14 protein-coding genes are annotated in these 14,825 nt (G+C 72.4%); 4 read left to right on the top strand and 10 right to left on the bottom strand.

Annotated elements, in window-relative coordinates:
- Positions 1–53 precede the first annotated feature (53 nt).
- Entirely contained in the window at positions 54–308 is a 255-nt protein-coding gene (locus ACQP2O_RS10495; RefSeq protein ID WP_433182202.1) for a hypothetical protein, read from the bottom strand.
- Between the two features lie 147 nt (positions 309–455).
- The gene (locus tag ACQP2O_RS10490) at positions 456–1,043 is read right to left on the bottom strand and encodes a TetR/AcrR family transcriptional regulator (RefSeq protein ID WP_433182200.1); all 588 of its coding nucleotides are present in this window, start codon (positions 1,041–1,043) and stop codon (positions 456–458) included.
- 96 nt (positions 1,044–1,139) lie between these two features.
- Here ACQP2O_RS10490 and ACQP2O_RS10485 point away from each other — a divergent pair, with 96 nt between their 5' ends.
- Positions 1,140–2,006: an NAD(P)H-binding protein gene (locus ACQP2O_RS10485; protein WP_433182198.1), complete on the top strand. Its 867-nt coding sequence runs from the start codon at positions 1,140–1,142 to the stop codon at positions 2,004–2,006.
- Positions 2,007–2,081: 75 nt separating this feature from the next.
- Here the strand turns inward: ACQP2O_RS10485 and ACQP2O_RS10480 are convergent, their stop codons facing one another.
- Entirely contained in the window at positions 2,082–2,276 is a 195-nt protein-coding gene (locus ACQP2O_RS10480) for a multicopper oxidase domain-containing protein (RefSeq protein ID WP_433182196.1), read from the bottom strand.
- Between the two features lie 18 nt (positions 2,277–2,294).
- Between ACQP2O_RS10480 and ACQP2O_RS10475 the strand changes: the two genes are divergently transcribed.
- A complete protein-coding gene (locus ACQP2O_RS10475; RefSeq protein WP_433182194.1) occupies positions 2,295–2,735 on the top strand; it encodes a YybH family protein in 441 nt (146 codons plus the stop codon).
- Between the two features lie 175 nt (positions 2,736–2,910).
- Here the strand turns inward: ACQP2O_RS10475 and ACQP2O_RS10470 are convergent, their stop codons facing one another.
- The 5 genes from ACQP2O_RS10470 to hutH form a co-directional block, all read right to left on the bottom strand.
- Positions 2,911–4,236, bottom strand: a complete 1,326-nt coding sequence (locus tag ACQP2O_RS10470) for a formimidoylglutamate deiminase (protein WP_433182192.1) — start codon at positions 4,234–4,236, stop codon at positions 2,911–2,913.
- Positions 4,233–4,391: a hypothetical protein gene (locus ACQP2O_RS10465; RefSeq protein WP_433182191.1), complete on the bottom strand. Its 159-nt coding sequence runs from the start codon at positions 4,389–4,391 to the stop codon at positions 4,233–4,235. The genes ACQP2O_RS10470 and ACQP2O_RS10465 overlap by 4 nt, the downstream gene beginning before the upstream one ends.
- Before the next feature lie 44 nt (positions 4,392–4,435).
- Positions 4,436–5,629: an allantoate amidohydrolase gene (locus tag ACQP2O_RS10460; protein ID WP_433182190.1), complete on the bottom strand. Its 1,194-nt coding sequence runs from the start codon at positions 5,627–5,629 to the stop codon at positions 4,436–4,438.
- Positions 5,630–5,778: 149 nt separating this feature from the next.
- Positions 5,779–7,431, bottom strand: a complete 1,653-nt coding sequence (hutU, locus tag ACQP2O_RS10455) for a urocanate hydratase (RefSeq protein WP_433182188.1) — start codon at positions 7,429–7,431, stop codon at positions 5,779–5,781.
- A gap of 17 nt (positions 7,432–7,448) precedes the next feature.
- Entirely contained in the window at positions 7,449–9,002 is a 1,554-nt protein-coding gene (hutH, locus tag ACQP2O_RS10450) for a histidine ammonia-lyase (protein ID WP_433182186.1), read from the bottom strand.
- 78 nt (positions 9,003–9,080) lie between these two features.
- Here hutH and ACQP2O_RS10445 point away from each other — a divergent pair, with 78 nt between their 5' ends.
- Both ACQP2O_RS10445 and ACQP2O_RS10440 read left to right on the top strand, forming a co-directional pair.
- Positions 9,081–9,848 (top strand): IclR family transcriptional regulator, encoded by a 768-nt coding sequence (locus ACQP2O_RS10445; protein ID WP_433182184.1) that lies wholly within the window; start codon positions 9,081–9,083, stop codon positions 9,846–9,848.
- Between the two features lie 224 nt (positions 9,849–10,072).
- On the top strand, positions 10,073–11,605 hold the full coding sequence (locus ACQP2O_RS10440; protein ID WP_433182182.1) for an RtcB family protein: 1,533 nt from the start codon (positions 10,073–10,075) through the stop codon (positions 11,603–11,605).
- A gap of 9 nt (positions 11,606–11,614) precedes the next feature.
- On the opposite strand, the gene ACQP2O_RS10435 is transcribed toward ACQP2O_RS10440, so the two are convergent.
- Together ACQP2O_RS10435 and ACQP2O_RS10430 are read right to left on the bottom strand one after the other, a co-directional pair.
- Entirely contained in the window at positions 11,615–12,649 is a 1,035-nt protein-coding gene (locus ACQP2O_RS10435) for a trypsin-like serine peptidase (protein ID WP_433182181.1), read from the bottom strand.
- Between the two features lie 140 nt (positions 12,650–12,789).
- Positions 12,790–14,646, bottom strand: a complete 1,857-nt coding sequence (locus tag ACQP2O_RS10430) for a glycine betaine ABC transporter substrate-binding protein (protein WP_433182180.1) — start codon at positions 14,644–14,646, stop codon at positions 12,790–12,792.
- Positions 14,647–14,825: the final 179 nt, after the last annotated feature.

Raw genomic sequence — 14,825 nt, 5'->3', positions numbered from 1 at the left:
ACGAGCATAGGTCCCCGGTGTCCGCCGCGTCCCCGGCGTCCGTCAGCGGTAGGTCACGTCGGACGGCGAGTAGAGGCAGTGCGTTCCATCAGGACCGCTGCGTCGTACGACTTCGTCACCTTCCGGGTCGCGGTGAGGTTCTTCGTGGTGGTGGGCTTCGGCCAGGCCGCCACGGTGACCGTCGGCGCCTTGGACGCCGTCGACCCGCTGGAGACGGTGGAGATCCGGCCGCCACCGGTCTGGGTCACGGCGACGGTCGTACCGGCCGCGAGGGCGGCCAGACCGGCGGCGAGCAGGGCTTTACGCATGGAGATCCTTACTTCGGGGCTGAGCGGAGGCGGCGCGGCCCTTGCCGTCCGGAGACCGCGCAGCCACCTCCCCAGTCGCCCGCCACGCCCGAAAGGTTGCCGCGAACGCGTGCGGTGGGGTTGAAAGCCGTACGGTCAGGCACGCGGTCAGCGGCCGCTCGCCGCCCGGAGGCCGTCGACGACGACGGTCAGGCCCAGCCCCTCAGAACCGGGCGGGAGACGCTGCTCCGTGGTGAGCACCCCCGCGATGATCGCGTGGAGCCCGTCCGCGTCGATGTCCGGCCGGACGGCTCCGGCCGCCTGCGCGCGGGAGAGGAGGGCCGCCACGGCCTCCTGCAGGCCACGGCCGACCTCGAGGACGTCACCGATGTCGGACGGGTCGGTCAGCGCCGTCGAGACGGCGAGGTTGTGCCGCGACTCGGCGGTCAGTTGCCGCAGGAAGGCGAAGAACGCCTGCCCCGGATCGGCGGCGTCGGCGAACCCTCGCGCGGCCGTCGTCAGCTCCTCCAGCCGGTCGACGATGACCGCCTTGAGCAGCTCGTCCTTGGTCGGGAAGTGACGGTGCACCGTGCCGGCGCCCACTCCCGCGCGGCGGGCGATGTCGTCGAGGCTGACCGACGGCCCCTCGGCGGCGAAGGCCTCGCGGGCGGCGGACAGGACCCGTTGTCTGTTCCGGAGTGCGTCCGCGCGCGGTGACCTGCGTTTCCGGGCGTCGGCTGATGTGTCGTCCGGCATGGCTCCCTCAGAACGCGTTGTAAACGGGGCGACCGCCCCGTATAGTCCCTAAGCGGGGCGCACGCCCCACTTTAGTCGATCCCCATGGGAGATCTCGTGATCGTGGTAACCGGCGCGAACGGACCCTTCGGCCGCCTCGTCATCGACCATCTTCTGGCCCGGATGCCGGCCGGCGAGCTGGCCGTCAGCGTTCGCGACCCCGCTCTGGCTACCCGGCTCTCCGACCAGGGCGTCCGCGTACGCCACGGCGACTTCGACCGGCCCGACACGCTCCGCGACGCCTTCGCCGGAGCCACCACGGTCCTGATCAACGCCACCAACTACGGCACCCCGTCCGAGACCCGCGCCCGGCAGCACGCGGCCGCCATCGACGCCGCGCTGACCGCGGGCGCCGGCCGCATCGTGTTCACCAGCTGGCAGGACCTGGACCACTGCCCGCTCGACTTCGTCCGTGACTTCGCCGCGGCGGAGAAACTCCTCGCGACGTCCGGCACCGGGTGGACCATCCTGCGCATGACGTACGGCATGGCGGCGTCCCTCGTACGCGACGTCCGGTCGTCGATGGACACCGGCGCCCTCACCGCACCCGCCGGCGATGCCCACGCCACGCCGGCGGCCGTCACGGACCTCGGCGAGGCGGCCGCCAACGTCCTCATCGGGGCGGGCCACGACGGCCGGACCTATGAGCTGACCGGCCCGGACGCGATCGACTGGCATGACCTGGCGTCCCTCGCGAGCACGCTGGCCGGCCGGGAGATCCGCTACCGCCCGGCCTCGGACGAGGAGTGCCGCGCCCAGTGGACGGCGGCCGGATGGCCGCCGGCGGCGATCGACATGCTGACCGCCTACTACGGCGCCTTCCGCTCCGGATGGGCCGCCGCGCCCCGTCCCGACCTGGCGGACCTGCTGCGCAGACCGGCGATCTCCTCCCTCGACGCGGTCCGGGCAACGCAGCTCCCCTGACACGCCTCCGGGACATCACGGGCCGGAGGTCTCCTCGTCGGCGACGGCGTACGCCCGCTCGGGAGGCGAAGCGGGTCAGATGATCTCGAGGTTGGCCATCATTCCCATGTCCTCGTGTTCGGCGTTGTGGCAGTGGAAGAGGTAGCGGCCGCGGTAGCCGTCGAAGCGGGTGATGATCTCCGCCGAGCGGTCGCAGCCGACCTGTGGGGCGGCCGCGGGCCTGACATCCCGAGGTGCTGTGTCGTCGTACCGGTGAGAAGGCGAGATCACCGAAAGGGATGGGTAGCGATGCCGACGCAGCACGAGGTGGACGAAGCCGAGATCAGGCAGCAGATCGGCAAGATAGTCGAAGGGATCCGGGCCAAGGATCTCGAGGGCCTGAAGCGGATTTACGCAACGGACGTCGTTTCCTTCGACGTCGAGCCGCCGCTGCAGCATGTAGGAGTAGCGGCGAAATTGAAGAACTGGACGAGCGCGTTCACGTTCTTCCGGGATGTGTCTTATGAGGTTCGCGATCTGACGCTCACGGTCGGCGATGACATGGCGTTCGGGCACTGCTTCGGCCGGCTCAGCGGCACGCTGCAGAACGGAACGGCGACCGACGGTATGTGGGTCCGGGCCACTTTCTGCTTCCGGAAGATCGACGGCAATTGGCTGATCGTGCACGACCAGGCCTCCGTGCCGTTCGATATCGCGAGCGGCAAGGGAGTGACCGACCTCGAGCCCTGAGTCGCACGAGTCCGGGACGTCGACCGCCGCGCCACCGACCTGGTTACACAGACCGGGGGCGCGGCGGTGCTGCTGCCGGTGCGTGCTGATGGGGCAGACACCGGCCGAGCAGAATCGAGCCGGCCTTCGAGGTCGCGCTCAGGCTTGGGCTCGTCACCGATCCGGTCGAGCGAGGTCAGTCGGTCAGAGCTGTGATCGCGTCGGTCAGGGCGCCGGCGACGTCGTCGATGAGGAGGTGGCGGCCGTCGCGGACGATCTGTCTCCCGGAGACCATGACGTGGCGGACGTCGGCCGGGGAGGCGGCGAAGACGACCGACTCGGCGAGGTGGCCGGGGGCGGCGCCGGCCAACCGAACCGAGTCCAGGTCCACGGTCACCAGGTCGGCGTACGAGCCGGGCTCGATGCGGCCCGCCTCGGACCAGCCCAGGGCCGAGTGGCCGTTGCAGGTCGCGGCGGCCAGCAGCTCGCCGGCCGTCCAGTTGCCGCGCCTGCGGGTGCGGAGCCGCTCGTCGAGTTCGACCGCGCGGGCCTCCTCGAACAGGTCGATCACCGCGTGCTGGTCGGAGCCGAGCGACAGCGGCGACCCGGCCGCGACCAGCTCACGGGCCGGCCCGATGCCGTCGGCGAGATCGCGTTCGGTGGTCGGGCACATGCACACGCCGCTCTGGCTCGCGCCGAGCAGGCCGATGTCGTCGGCGGTGAGGTGGGTGGCGTGGACGGCGATGGTCCGGCCGCCGAGCGCCCGCCGGTCGGCGAGCAGTTGCGTGGGCGTCACGCCGTACGTCTCCAGGCACGCCTCGTTCTCGGCGGGCTGCTCGGACAGGTGGACGTGCAGCGGGGCGCGGCGTCCGCGGGCCCACTGGGCGACGGTCCGGATCTGGTCGCCGGGCACGGCGCGTACGGAGTGGATGGCGGCGCCGATCCGCGCGTGGCCGTCGGCGCGCAGGTCCTCGACGCGTTCGGCCCACGCGTCGGCGGTACCGTCACCGAACCGCAGTTGCGGCCCTTCCAGGTCCTTGCCGATCCCGCCGGTCAGGTAGCAGGCGTCGAGCAGCGTGATCCGAATGCCGGCCTCGCGGGCCGCCTGCAGCAGCGCCGCGCCGAAGGCGTTCGGGTCGGCGTACGGCGTGCCGCCCGGGGCGTGGTGGACGTAGTGGAACTCACCGACGCAGCTGATCCCGGCGAGCGCCATCTCGGCGTACACCGCCCGGGCCAGCGCCAGGTAGGAGTCCGGGTCGAGCCGGGCCGCGACCTCGTACATGTGGGTGCGCCAGGTCCAGAAGTCGCCCCTGCCCGCCTGGACCCGCCCGCGCAGCGCGCGGTGGAAGGCGTGGGAGTGCACGTTGGCCATGCCGGGCAGGGTCAGCCCGGCCAGGCGTTCGGCGTCCGGCGGGGCGGGCACGCCCGGGGTGACCCGGACCAGCCGCTCCCCCTCGACCTCGAGGAGGACGTCGGCCGCGACGCGGTCGCCGAGCCAGGCGTGTTCGGCATGCAGTCTCATCCGACCAGATCCTCCGAAACGCCGACGAAGCGGTCACCGATCTCAGCATGCACCAGACCCGCCGGGACGCCGACGACCCGGTCACCGGCCTCAACATGCACCGGCCCCTCCGAGGCACCGGCGAAGCGGCCACCGGCCTCCGCATGCGGTCTCATCCGACCGGATACTCCGGGGCGGTCACCGGTCTCGGCGTGCGGTTTCATGGGGAGACCAGGTCCTCCAGGACGGCGGCGAGGGCCTCGACTCCGGCGAGGCAGTCGGCGGTCTCGGCGTGCTCCTCGGGCGCGTGCGAGACGCCCGTCGGGTTGCGGACGAACAGCATCGCGGTGGGGACGTGCGCCGACAGGATGCCCGCGTCGTGCCCGGCGCCGGTCGGCAGGACGGGCGCTCCGCCGAGGGCTTTGGCGAGCCGGTCGCGCAGCTCCGCGTGGAAGTCCACGACCTGCGTGTAGGACTCCTCGGCGAGGGCCACCTCGACGCCGTGCTCGCGGGCGGCGTTCTCGGCGGCGGCGCGGATGTCGCCGACGGTCGCACGTACGGCGGCGTCGTCCGGCGCGCGGGTGTCGAGCCAGGCCTGGACGGCCGAGGGGATGGCGTTGACGCCGTTCGGGGTGACGCGGACCTTGCCCATGGTCGCGACCGCCTCGTGCCGGGCGGCGGCATCCCGGGCGGCCAGCACGGTGTGCGCGAACGGCAGCATGGGGTCCCGGCGGTCCCGCAGCAGGGTGGTCCCCGCGTGGTTGCCCTGGCCGGTGAAGTCGAACCGCCAGCGGCCGTGCGGCCAGATCGCGCTCGCCACCCCGACGGGCGTCTCGAGGGCCCGGCCCTGTTCGACGTGGAGCTCGACGAAGCAGCCGATGCCCGCGAGGAGGTCGGGGTCCGGGCCGATCGCCGCGGGGTCGTTCCCGGCGGCGGACATGGCGTCGGCCCAGGTCACGCCGTCGCCGTCGCGCAGGGCGCGGGCCCGTACCGGGTCGATGGCGCCCGTCAGCAGACGGGACCCGAGGCAGGCGACGCCGAACCGGGCGCCCTCCTCCTCGGCGAAGACGGCGATGCCCAGCGGCCGGGCCGGCGTGACGCCGCGCTCGCGCAGCAGGTCGACGGCGGCCAGGGCCGACACGACGCCGAGCGGCCCGTCGAACGCGCCGCCGTCCGGCACGGAGTCCAGGTGGCTGCCGGTCAGCACGGCGTCCCGGCGATCTCCGGAGACGTCCCACCAGGCGAAGAGGTTGCCGTTGCGGTCCTCCTCGAGGGTCAGCCCCCGCCGGTCAGCCTCCTCGGCGAACCAGGCGCGGCACTCCCGGTCGGCCGACGTCCAGGAGAACCGCCGGTAGCCGCCGCCGGAGGCGCGCCCGATCGGGAGCAGCTCCCGCCACATTTTCTCGAAGCCCATTCCCTCTCCTCACGGACACCGCTCCGCTCACCCCACTATCCATGAGGCGAGCGGAGCGGAGGAGCGCCTGCGCCTACTGCCTGCGGCCCAGGGCCTGTCTCGAAGTCCCGCTGTCCTTCTGCACGGCGACTTCGAGACAGGCCCAAGTCCTACTGCTCGTTCATCGGGACGCGGACGCCCCGCTCGGCCGCGACGTCGGCGGCGCGGTCGTAGCCGGCGTCGACGTGCCGGATGACGCCCATTCCCGGGTCGTTGGTCAGCACCCGCTCCAGCTTCTGCGCGGCGAGTGGCGTGCCGTCGGCCACCGACACCTGCCCGGCGTGGATGGACCGGCCGATGCCGACGCCGCCGCCGTGGTGGATCGACACCCAGGACGCGCCGGACGAGGCGTTGACCAGGGCGTTCAGCAGGGGCCAGTCGGCGATCGCGTCGGAGCCGTCGGCCATGCCCTCGGTCTCGCGGTACGGCGAGGCGACGCTGCCGGAGTCGAGGTGGTCGCGGCCGATGACGATCGGCGCGCTGATCTCGCCGGTCTCCACCAGCTTGTTGAACTCCAGGCCGGCCCGGTCGCGCTCGCCGTAGCCGAGCCAGCAGATCCGCGCGGGCAGGCCCTGGAAGTGGACCTTCTCCCCCGCCATCTTGATCCAGCGGGCGAGCTGCTCGTTCTCGGGGAACAGGTCGAGGATCGCCTTGTCCGTACGGGCGATGTCCTTCGGGTCGCCGGACAGCGCCGCCCACCGGAACGGGCCCTTGCCCTCGCAGAACAGCGGCCGGATGTAGGCGGGGACGAAGCCGGGGAAGTCGAACGCGCGGGTGTACCCGGCGAGCTGCGCCTCACCGCGGATCGAGTTGCCGTAGTCGAAGACCTCCGCGCCGGCGTCCTGGAACCCGACCATCGCCTCGACGTGCGCGGCCATGGACTCGCGGGCCCGGGTGGTGAAGCCCTCCGGGTCCTTGGCGCGCTCGTCCGCCATGTCCTCGAACGCGACGCCGCGCGGCAGGTACGACAGCGGGTCGTGGGCCGAGGTCTGGTCGGTGACGACGTCGATCTGCGCGCCCATCTCCAGCAGCTTCGGCACGATGTCGGCGGCGTTGCCGAGCAGGCCGATCGACAGCGGACGGCGAGCGTCGCGGGCCTCCACGGCCAGGCGCAGGGCCTCGTCGAGGTCGTCGACGCGCACGTCGCAGTAGCGGTGCTCGACGCGGCGGTCGATGCGGGACGGGTCGCACTCAATGCAGATCGCGACGCCGTCGTTCATGGTGACGGCGAGCGGCTGCGCGCCGCCCATGCCGCCGAGCCCGGCGGTGAGCGTGATCGTGCCGGCGAGGGTGCCGCCGAACCGCTTGGCCGCCACGGCTGCGAACGTCTCGTACGTGCCCTGCAGGATGCCCTGCGTGCCGATGTAGATCCACGACCCGGCGGTCATCTGGCCGTACATCGTGAGCCCGAGCGACTCCAGGCGGCGGAACTCCTCCCAGGTCGCCCACTGCGGGACGAGGTTGGAGTTGGCGATGAGCACGCGCGGCGCCCATTCGTGGGTGCGCATGACGCCGACCGGCTTGCCGGACTGGACGAGCAGCGTCTCGTCCGCCTCGAGCGAGCGTAGCGAGCGGACCATCGCGTCGAACGCGTCCCACGAGCGCGCCGCCCGGCCGGACCCGCCGTACACGATCAGCTCGTCGGGGTGCTCGGCCACCTCCGGGTCGAGGTTGTTCATGAGCATGCGCAGGGCGGCCTCCTGCTGCCAGCCCTTGGCGCTCAACGTCGTGCCGCGCGGGGCGCGGACGGGACGAGGACCCATTTTCTCTGTCTCCTTACTCAGGCCAGCGGGCCGGTGACGGATTCGGCGGCGGCGACGAGGGAACCGTCGCGGACGAGGTCGACGGCGGCGGTGATCTCCGGAGCCAGGTAGCGGTCCGGTCCGGGTGCGGGCACCCGGGAGCGCAGGGCGGTGACCACCGCGCCGGTGGCCGGACCGGGGCGCAGCGGGGCGCGCAGGTCGAGGGCGCGGGCGGCGGTCAGGATCTCGATGGCGATGACGCGGGTCAGGCCGTCGACGGCCCGGCGCAGCTTGCGCGCGCCGCTCCAGCCCATCGAGACGTGGTCCTCCTGCATCGCGGAGCTGGGGATCGAGTCGACGCTGGCCGGGACCGCGAGCCGCTTCAGCTCCGAGACGATGCCCGCCTGGGTGTACTGCGCGATCATGTGGCCGGAGTCGACGCCCGGGTCGTCCGCGAGGAACGCCGGCAGCCCGTGCGACCGGGCGACGTCGAGCATCCGGTCGCTGCGGCGCTCGGAGATCGACGCGACGTCCGCGACCGGGATCGCGAGGAAGTCCAGGACGTACGCGACGGGCGCGCCGTGGAAGTTGCCGTTGGACTCGACCCGGCCGTCCGGCAGCACGACCGGGTTGTCGATCGCGGAGGCCAGCTCGCGGCCGGCGACGAGGGCGGCGTGGTCGAGGGTGTCGCGGGCGGCGCCGTGCACCTGCGGCGAGCAGCGCAGCGAGTAGGCGTCCTGCACGCGCGTGCAGTCGGGGCCCCGGTGCGACTCCATGATGGCCGAGTCGGCGAGCAGGGCCCGCAGGTTGGCGGCGCTGACGCCCTGACCGGGGTGCGGCCGCAGCTCCTGCAGGTCGGCGGCGAAGACCCGGTCGGTGCCGAGCTGCGCCTCGACGCTCATCGCGGCGGCGACGTCGGCGGCCCTGAGCAACTGACGCAGGTCCTCGATGGCCAGCACGAGCATGCCGAGCATGCCGTCGGTGCCGTTGAGCAGGGCCAGGCCCTCCTTGGCGACGAGCCTCAGCGGTTCGATGCCCGCCTCGGCGAGCGCCTCGGCGGCGGGGCGCAGCCGCCCGTCGGCGTCGCGCACCTCGCCCTCGCCGATCAGCGCGAGGGCCACGTGCGAGAGCGGCGCGAGGTCGCCGGAGCACCCGAGGCTGCCGTACTCGTGGACGATCGGTGTGATCCCCGCGTTGAGCAGCGCGGCGAGGGTCTCGGCGGTCACCGGCCGCACGCCCGTACGCCCGGTGGCGAGCGTGCTCAGCCGCAGCAGCATCATCGCCCGGACGACCTCGGCCTCCACCTCCGGTCCGGAGCCGGCGGCGTGCGAGCGGACGATGTTCAGCTGCAGCTTGGCCCGCAGGTCCTCGTGGATGTGCCGGGTGGCCAGCGCGCCGAAACCGGTCGAGATGCCGTACGCGGGCGTCGGCCGGGCGGCGAGCTCGTCGACGTGTGCCCGGGCGACGGCGATCGCCTTGAGGGCCTCATCGGTCAGCGCGACCCGCGCGCCGTGCCGGGCGACGGCCACGACCTGGTCGAAGGCGAGCGGCCCCACCCCGACGTCGACGGCCGCACCATTGGTCGTATCCATGCCTCTATTGCACTCGACCCGTCCAGCGACCGGGGCCCGGGGGGCCGCGCTGATGTCTGAGATGCGAGACTCTGTGGGATGACCGCCGAACAGGTCCCCGCGGCACGGCGCGCGCTCGCCGTGCTCCGGCTGCTCGCGTCGTCCGCCCGCCCGCTCGCCGCGTCCGCGATCGCCCGGGAGCTCTCGCTGCCCCGGTCCAGCACGTACCACCTGCTCACCGCCATGGCCGAGGACGGCTTCGTCACCTACCTGCCCGAGGACCGGCTGTGGGGCCTGGGCGTGACGGCGTTCGAGATCGGCTCGGCGTACCTGCGGCAGGGGCCCCTCGAACGGCTGGCCCGCCCCCTGCTCGTCCGCCTCGTCGACCGGCTCGGTGAGATCGGCCAGCTCGGCGTCCTGCACGGCGCCGAGACGCTGTACCTGCTAAAGGAGCAGCCCCGCCACCACGCGACCCTGGTCACGGACGTCGGTGTACGGCTGCCGGCGTACCTCACCGCCAGCGGCCGGTCGATGCTGGCCCACCTGCCGGCCGCACAGGTCCGCGCGCTGGTCCCCGGGGCCTTCGTCGACCGCACCGGCACCGGGCCGAAGTCCCTGCGCGAGCTGCGGCGGCTGCTCGCCGAGGACGCCCGGCGCGGCTGGGCGGTCGAGGACGGCCACGTGACCGAGGGGTTCGCCAGCATCGCGGCGTGCAGCTTCGACCACGTCGGCAGGCCCGCCGCCGCGATCACCGTGACGTTCCGCCGTGAGACCCGGGACGAGGACGAGTGGCCGGACATCGCCGCCCGCGTCCGGGAGGCGTCCGCGGAGCTCACCCGCCGCCTGTCCGGCCACGCCCCCGAGTGATCCGCGGCATTCGGACGTGCCGCGAAACGGAAACGCGTGGGCGGCCATGACCCCTGACTATCCGGTCGACCCCGTTGATCGCGATCGTTACGCTGGGTCCTCCCTGCGGCTGCTGAACCCGGGGAGCCCCGGACCCGTTCCGGCGACGTCCCGTGCGCCATCGATCGACGGATGGCGGCGCCATCCTCGTATGCCCTCATACCAGCAGTCACCAGGAAGATCTCATGACCGTCTCCAAGCGGCGGACCGCCGCCTCCTCCCCCGACCATCGGCTCGTCCGCGCCGACGACGACTGGCTCACCCTGCCCAACCGGTGGGACATCCCCATCGAGATCTGCGCCGGGCCGGACGTGCCGATCGAGTCCAGCGCGATCGACGAGATCCTCACCGTGCTGGAGACCGCCGGCACGCTTGAGAAGCTCGCGGCGGCGACCGGGCACCCGGGCGCCGCCATCGACCGCGTCGCGCTCACGCCCGACCTGCACAAGGGCGCGGGCATCCCGATCGGCACCGTGCTGCGGACCCGTGGCGCGCTGATCCCCCAGGCGGTCGGCAACGACATCAACTGCGGCATGCGGCTGGAGACCACGTCGCTGACGGTCGACGAGGTGCGCCCGCGCCTCGACGCGCTGGAGCGGCGGCTCCGGCACCTGTTCTTCGAGGGCGGCCGGCGGATCGCGCTGTCCGGCGTACAGCGCGAGGCGCTGCTGCGCGACGGCCTGCCCGGACTGCTGGACGCCGGACCTCCGGCCGCCGACGGGGTGTGGTCGGCCCTGCGACCGGGCGACGGCGACGCCGGACGGATCCACGCGGCGCGGTACCCGACCACGACCGCGGAGGCGTTCCGGGACTGGATCGACAGCGCGGGCGGCACCAGTTACGACAGCATCATCGGCAGCGTCGGCGGCGGGAACCACTTCGCGGAGCTGCAGTACGTCGCCGCCGTGCACGACCGGCAGGCCGCGTACGCCTGGGGCTTCACGCCGGGCCAGGTGGTGCTGATGGTGCACAGCGGCTCGCTGTCCCTGGGACACCAGGCCAACGCCACCGGGCTGGAGCAGGCGAAGGCGATGTGGCCGCGCGGCGTGCCGCTGCCGGACAACGGCATCCTGCCCCTGCTGCTGGACGAGCGGTCCGAGGGGGCGCGGCGGCGGTACCTCGACGCGTTCGGCAACGCGGCGAACTTCGCCGTCGGCAACCGGTTCTTCCTCGCGCTCATGCTGCGCACCGGGCTGGCCGCCGAGTGCGGGGAGCTCTCGGGCGAGGCGGTGTACGACGCTCCGCACAACCTGCTCTGGCAGGGCGACGACGGCCGCGTCGTCCACCGGAAGGGCGCGACGCCGGCCGGTGGGTACGCCGAGGCGGCCGGCGGGCCGTACGCGATGTGGGGCGAACCGGTCATCGTCCCGGGCTCGATGGGCGCGGCCAGCTTCGTCCTGCGCGGGCACGGGAACCCCCGTACGCTGGCCAGCGCCTGCCACGGCGCGGGCCGCCGCGTGCCCCGCGGCGCCGCCTCCCGTGGAAGCGACGCCGACCTGGACGCCTTCCTGCGGGACTTCCGGGTCGTCACGCCGCTCGACCACCACGACCCGGCCGTGACCCGCCGGTCGGACGTGATGGCCGCGTGGCGCCGCGACCTCAAGCAGGAGGCGCCCTGGGTCTACAAGGACATCGGGCCCGTCGTCTCCAGCCTGGGCCGGGCGGGCGTCGCCGACCCGGTCGTCGAGCTCCGCCCGCTGCTCACCGTCAAGGGCTGATCGGCACCGCTACTGGGACTTCACGGCGTTGAGGGCGTTGACGGCGGCGGTGCCGAGGACCGGGCCGAAGTTGATGTGGCTGGCCATCGAGTTCTGGAAGCTGTTGAGCCCGATGATGTATCCCCAGCCGCGGGAGAGCTGGAGGTCGTAGAGGGACGGCCCGCCGCTGGCGCCGTGGCCCATGTCGCAGGAGATCTCCTGGTACGCCGGCGTCGTCACCTCACCGACGCAGAAGCGCAGGTCGTGGGCGTTCGGGTCGATGTCGGAGCGGGCGGGGTGGGTGTCCTGCGGGTAGCCGAAGGAGCGGACGTCCGGCCACAGGCGGCCGTTGTTGGAGTCGCTGAACTGGTAGCCCTGCTGGCCCACGACGTCTCCGACCTTGCTGCCGGAGTTGTTGGTGTACAGGGCGATGGCGGCCATGTCATAGGTCTTGTCGCCGCCGTCGAAGTAGCCGTTCGGGGCCGCCCATGCCTTGCCGGACCAGGTGCCGTACGGCCATTCGGCGTCGTGGTAGTCCGGGGCGAAGAGGAACTTCGAGTACCAGTGCTTCTTGCCGTCGGTGACGCAGTGCCCGGCCGTCCAGACCGTGCTGCGGTTGTTCGACGCGATCGTGGTCGCCGTGCACCAGTGGCCCTCGCCCGACGTGTCGGTGAAGTACAGCTTGCCGATGGTCGTCGCGGGCATCACGCCGTGACCGGACCAGACCTTGGACTGCCAGAAGTACGTCAGCGACTGTGGTGTGGCGGTCCCGGGGGCGGCCGTGGCACCCGCGGGGAGGCTGCCGGGGCTGCTCTGCGCGATTCCCGACGAGGGCGGGCTGGACGGGGTGGTGGAGGCGTCGGTGGGCTCGGCTGCGGGCGTGGCGGCGGCCATGCGTTCGGGCGTCCAGTAGTCGGCGCCGTCGGCCGCGCTGGGGCTCGACTTCCCGGTGCCGTTGACGACGGCGTCCGCCGGGGAGGCGGCGTGGGCGGTTCCGGTGGCGACGGTGAGAGACAGGGCGGTCGTGGCGAGCAGGGCGCCGATGGACCTGAGTCGACGTGGCACGGTGTCCCCTTAACGATCATGGACGTGATGCACACAGTCGACTTGATCTCAGTGGCGACCCGGCGGCCGGAAGATGATCATTAGGTGACTTGATCAACTAGTCAGCGCCGGTGGCGCCGCGTGACGGCGGGAGACCGGCCTCACTCGAGGAGGCCGGTCCGTTGCAGCCAGTCCTTGGCCACGGCGGCGGGATCGACCTCGTTGATCGAGATCTTGGTGTTCATGGTCAGCAGGTCTTCGGTGGTCAGCTTGGCCGAGACGGCGGCCAGCGCGGCCCGCCCGGCGGTGTTCAGCGCGGACCGGTAGATCAGTGGTGTGACGTTCTGCGCGCTGAAGAGGTGCTTCGGATCGGCCAGGACGACGAAGTGGTTCTCGGCGATCGCGGGCTCGGTCGTGAAGAGGTTCGCCGCCTGGATGACGTCGTTCTTCAGCTGCTGGATCATCGTGTCGCGGTCCCCGGTCTCGAACGGCTGGTAGCTGCGGAATCCCAGTCCGTACGTGCCGCGCAGCCCGACCAGGCCCTGGTGCCGCGTCTGGAACTCCGGCGGCCCGCCCATCACGAGCCGGCCCGCGATGGGCGCGAGATCGGCGATGGTGCGCAGGTGGTACCGGTCGGCGGTCTTCTTGGACACCGTGACCGAGTCCTTGTCCTCCGCCGGCGCGGAGGCGAGCATCTCGAGCTGGGCCGGCAGCACGCGTCTCAGCACCGCGTTGACCTCGTCCGTGCCGACCGCCTCGCCGGTGTAGTCGAGCGACTCGGCGAGCGCGCCGTTGTACTCGGGCATCACCTGGACCTGCCCCGCCGCGACCTGCTTGAAGTAGGTCTCCCGGTCGCCGAGGTCGAATCTCCGGATGACCTTGATGCCCTTCGCCTCGAGCGCCTGCGCGTAGATCTCGCCGAGGAGGTGGCTCTCGGGAAAGTTGGCCGACCCCACCGTGACCGTTCGAGGGGGCGCCGTGGGCCGGTGGGGCCGGCCGTCGGGGCTCAGGACGAACGCCATGGCCGAGCCGCCGATGGCGGCGACGGCGACGCCGGCCGCGACCAGCGCCCGGCCCCGGCCGTGCCACCACCGTCGCGGCCGTGGCACGGAGGTCGACAACCCCCGCGTGAACCGATCCGGCCGGTCGACGGTCAGCCGATCCGCGCGCAGGGGCTTCTCCGGGACGTCCGCCGTGGCCGCCTCTCCCTCCGCATAGCCGAGCAGCCGCAGCAGGACCTCGCGGGCGTCCGGCCGCCGCTCCGGGTCCTTGGCCAGGCACCGGCCGATCACGTCGCGGAACGGCCGGGGAACGTCGTCGAGGTCGGGCTCGTCGTTCAGGATCCGGCCCAGCACCGTCGCGACGGACTCGGTCCCGAACGGCGGTCGCCCGGTGGCGGCGAACGTCATCGTCGCCGCCCAGCCGAAGACGTCGGCCGCCGCGCCCGGTCGCTCTCCGTGCAGCCGCTCCGGCGCGGTGTACGCGGGGGTGCCGACGAGCCCGCTGGTGGTCGTCGCGTCGGTGTCGAGCGCCCGCGCGATGCCGAAATCGATCACTCGTGGCCCGTCCGCGCCGATGAGGACGTTGTTCGGCGTGAAGTCCCGGTGCAGGACGCCGGCCTGGTGGGTGGCCGCCAGCGCCGATGCCGTGCCGACCATCAACCTCTCGAGCGCGCCGCCGCGCAGCGGGCCGTCGGTCTCGACGAGTGTCTGCAACGACGGGCCGTCGATGTACTCGCTGACGATATAGGGGCGGTCGCCGTACATGCCGAAATCGAGGACCTTCGCGGTGCAGAAGTCCGCCACCCGCCGCATCAGGGCCATCTGGTCGCGTAATCCGGCCTGCGCTCCGGTGCCGCGCAGCAGCCGGGCGTGCAGGACCTTGACGGCGGTCCGGCCACCGTCGCCGTCCACCGCGAGATAAACGACGCCCTGACCGCCCTCGCCCAGCCGCCCGGTGAGCCGGCGGTCGCCGATCCGGTCGGGATCTTCGGGGCGCAGCGGGTCGATGTCGCGCATCACGCTTCCCTTCTCCGGAATACGCGCAAGCCGGATTCGGGACCATTGTCACTCACTGAAACGGATCAGAGCTCCGCGTCACGGCCGGGAAAACGCGCGAATTCCCGGCGACCTCTCGACGAGCAGGCTCATGCCGAAGACCGACGGCCGTGAGGCGCGATAAAAACCCTCAAAGGGCT

The organism is Actinoallomurus sp. CA-150999 (genome assembly GCF_050942425.1).
Classification (GTDB): domain Bacteria; phylum Actinomycetota; class Actinomycetes; order Streptosporangiales; family Streptosporangiaceae; genus Actinoallomurus.
Note: the sequence above shows the minus strand (reverse complement) of the source record. Positions and strands in the feature narration are given on the sequence as shown.

Excerpts from the sequence above, each read along its gene's own strand:
- ACQP2O_RS10470 (WP_433182192.1), bottom strand. The coding sequence starts at position 4,236 with ATGAGACTGCATGCCGAACACGCCTGGCTCGGCGACCGCGTCGCGGCC.
- ACQP2O_RS10430 (WP_433182180.1), bottom strand. The coding sequence starts at position 14,646 with ATGCGCGACATCGACCCGCTGCGCCCCGAAGATCCCGACCGGATCGGC.
- ACQP2O_RS10490 (WP_433182200.1), bottom strand. The coding sequence starts at position 1,043 with ATGCCGGACGACACATCAGCCGACGCCCGGAAACGCAGGTCACCGCGC.
- ACQP2O_RS10440 (WP_433182182.1), top strand. The coding sequence starts at position 10,073 with ATGACCGTCTCCAAGCGGCGGACCGCCGCCTCCTCCCCCGACCATCGG.
- ACQP2O_RS10475 (WP_433182194.1), top strand. The coding sequence starts at position 2,295 with ATGCCGACGCAGCACGAGGTGGACGAAGCCGAGATCAGGCAGCAGATC.
- ACQP2O_RS10465 (WP_433182191.1), bottom strand. The coding sequence starts at position 4,391 with ATGAGACCGCATGCGGAGGCCGGTGGCCGCTTCGCCGGTGCCTCGGAG.
- ACQP2O_RS10460 (WP_433182190.1), bottom strand. The coding sequence starts at position 5,629 with ATGGGCTTCGAGAAAATGTGGCGGGAGCTGCTCCCGATCGGGCGCGCC.
- hutU (WP_433182188.1), bottom strand. The coding sequence starts at position 7,431 with ATGGGTCCTCGTCCCGTCCGCGCCCCGCGCGGCACGACGTTGAGCGCC.
- ACQP2O_RS10495 (WP_433182202.1), bottom strand. The coding sequence starts at position 308 with ATGCGTAAAGCCCTGCTCGCCGCCGGTCTGGCCGCCCTCGCGGCCGGT.
- hutH (WP_433182186.1), bottom strand. The coding sequence starts at position 9,002 with ATGGATACGACCAATGGTGCGGCCGTCGACGTCGGGGTGGGGCCGCTC.
- ACQP2O_RS10445 (WP_433182184.1), top strand. The coding sequence starts at position 9,081 with ATGACCGCCGAACAGGTCCCCGCGGCACGGCGCGCGCTCGCCGTGCTC.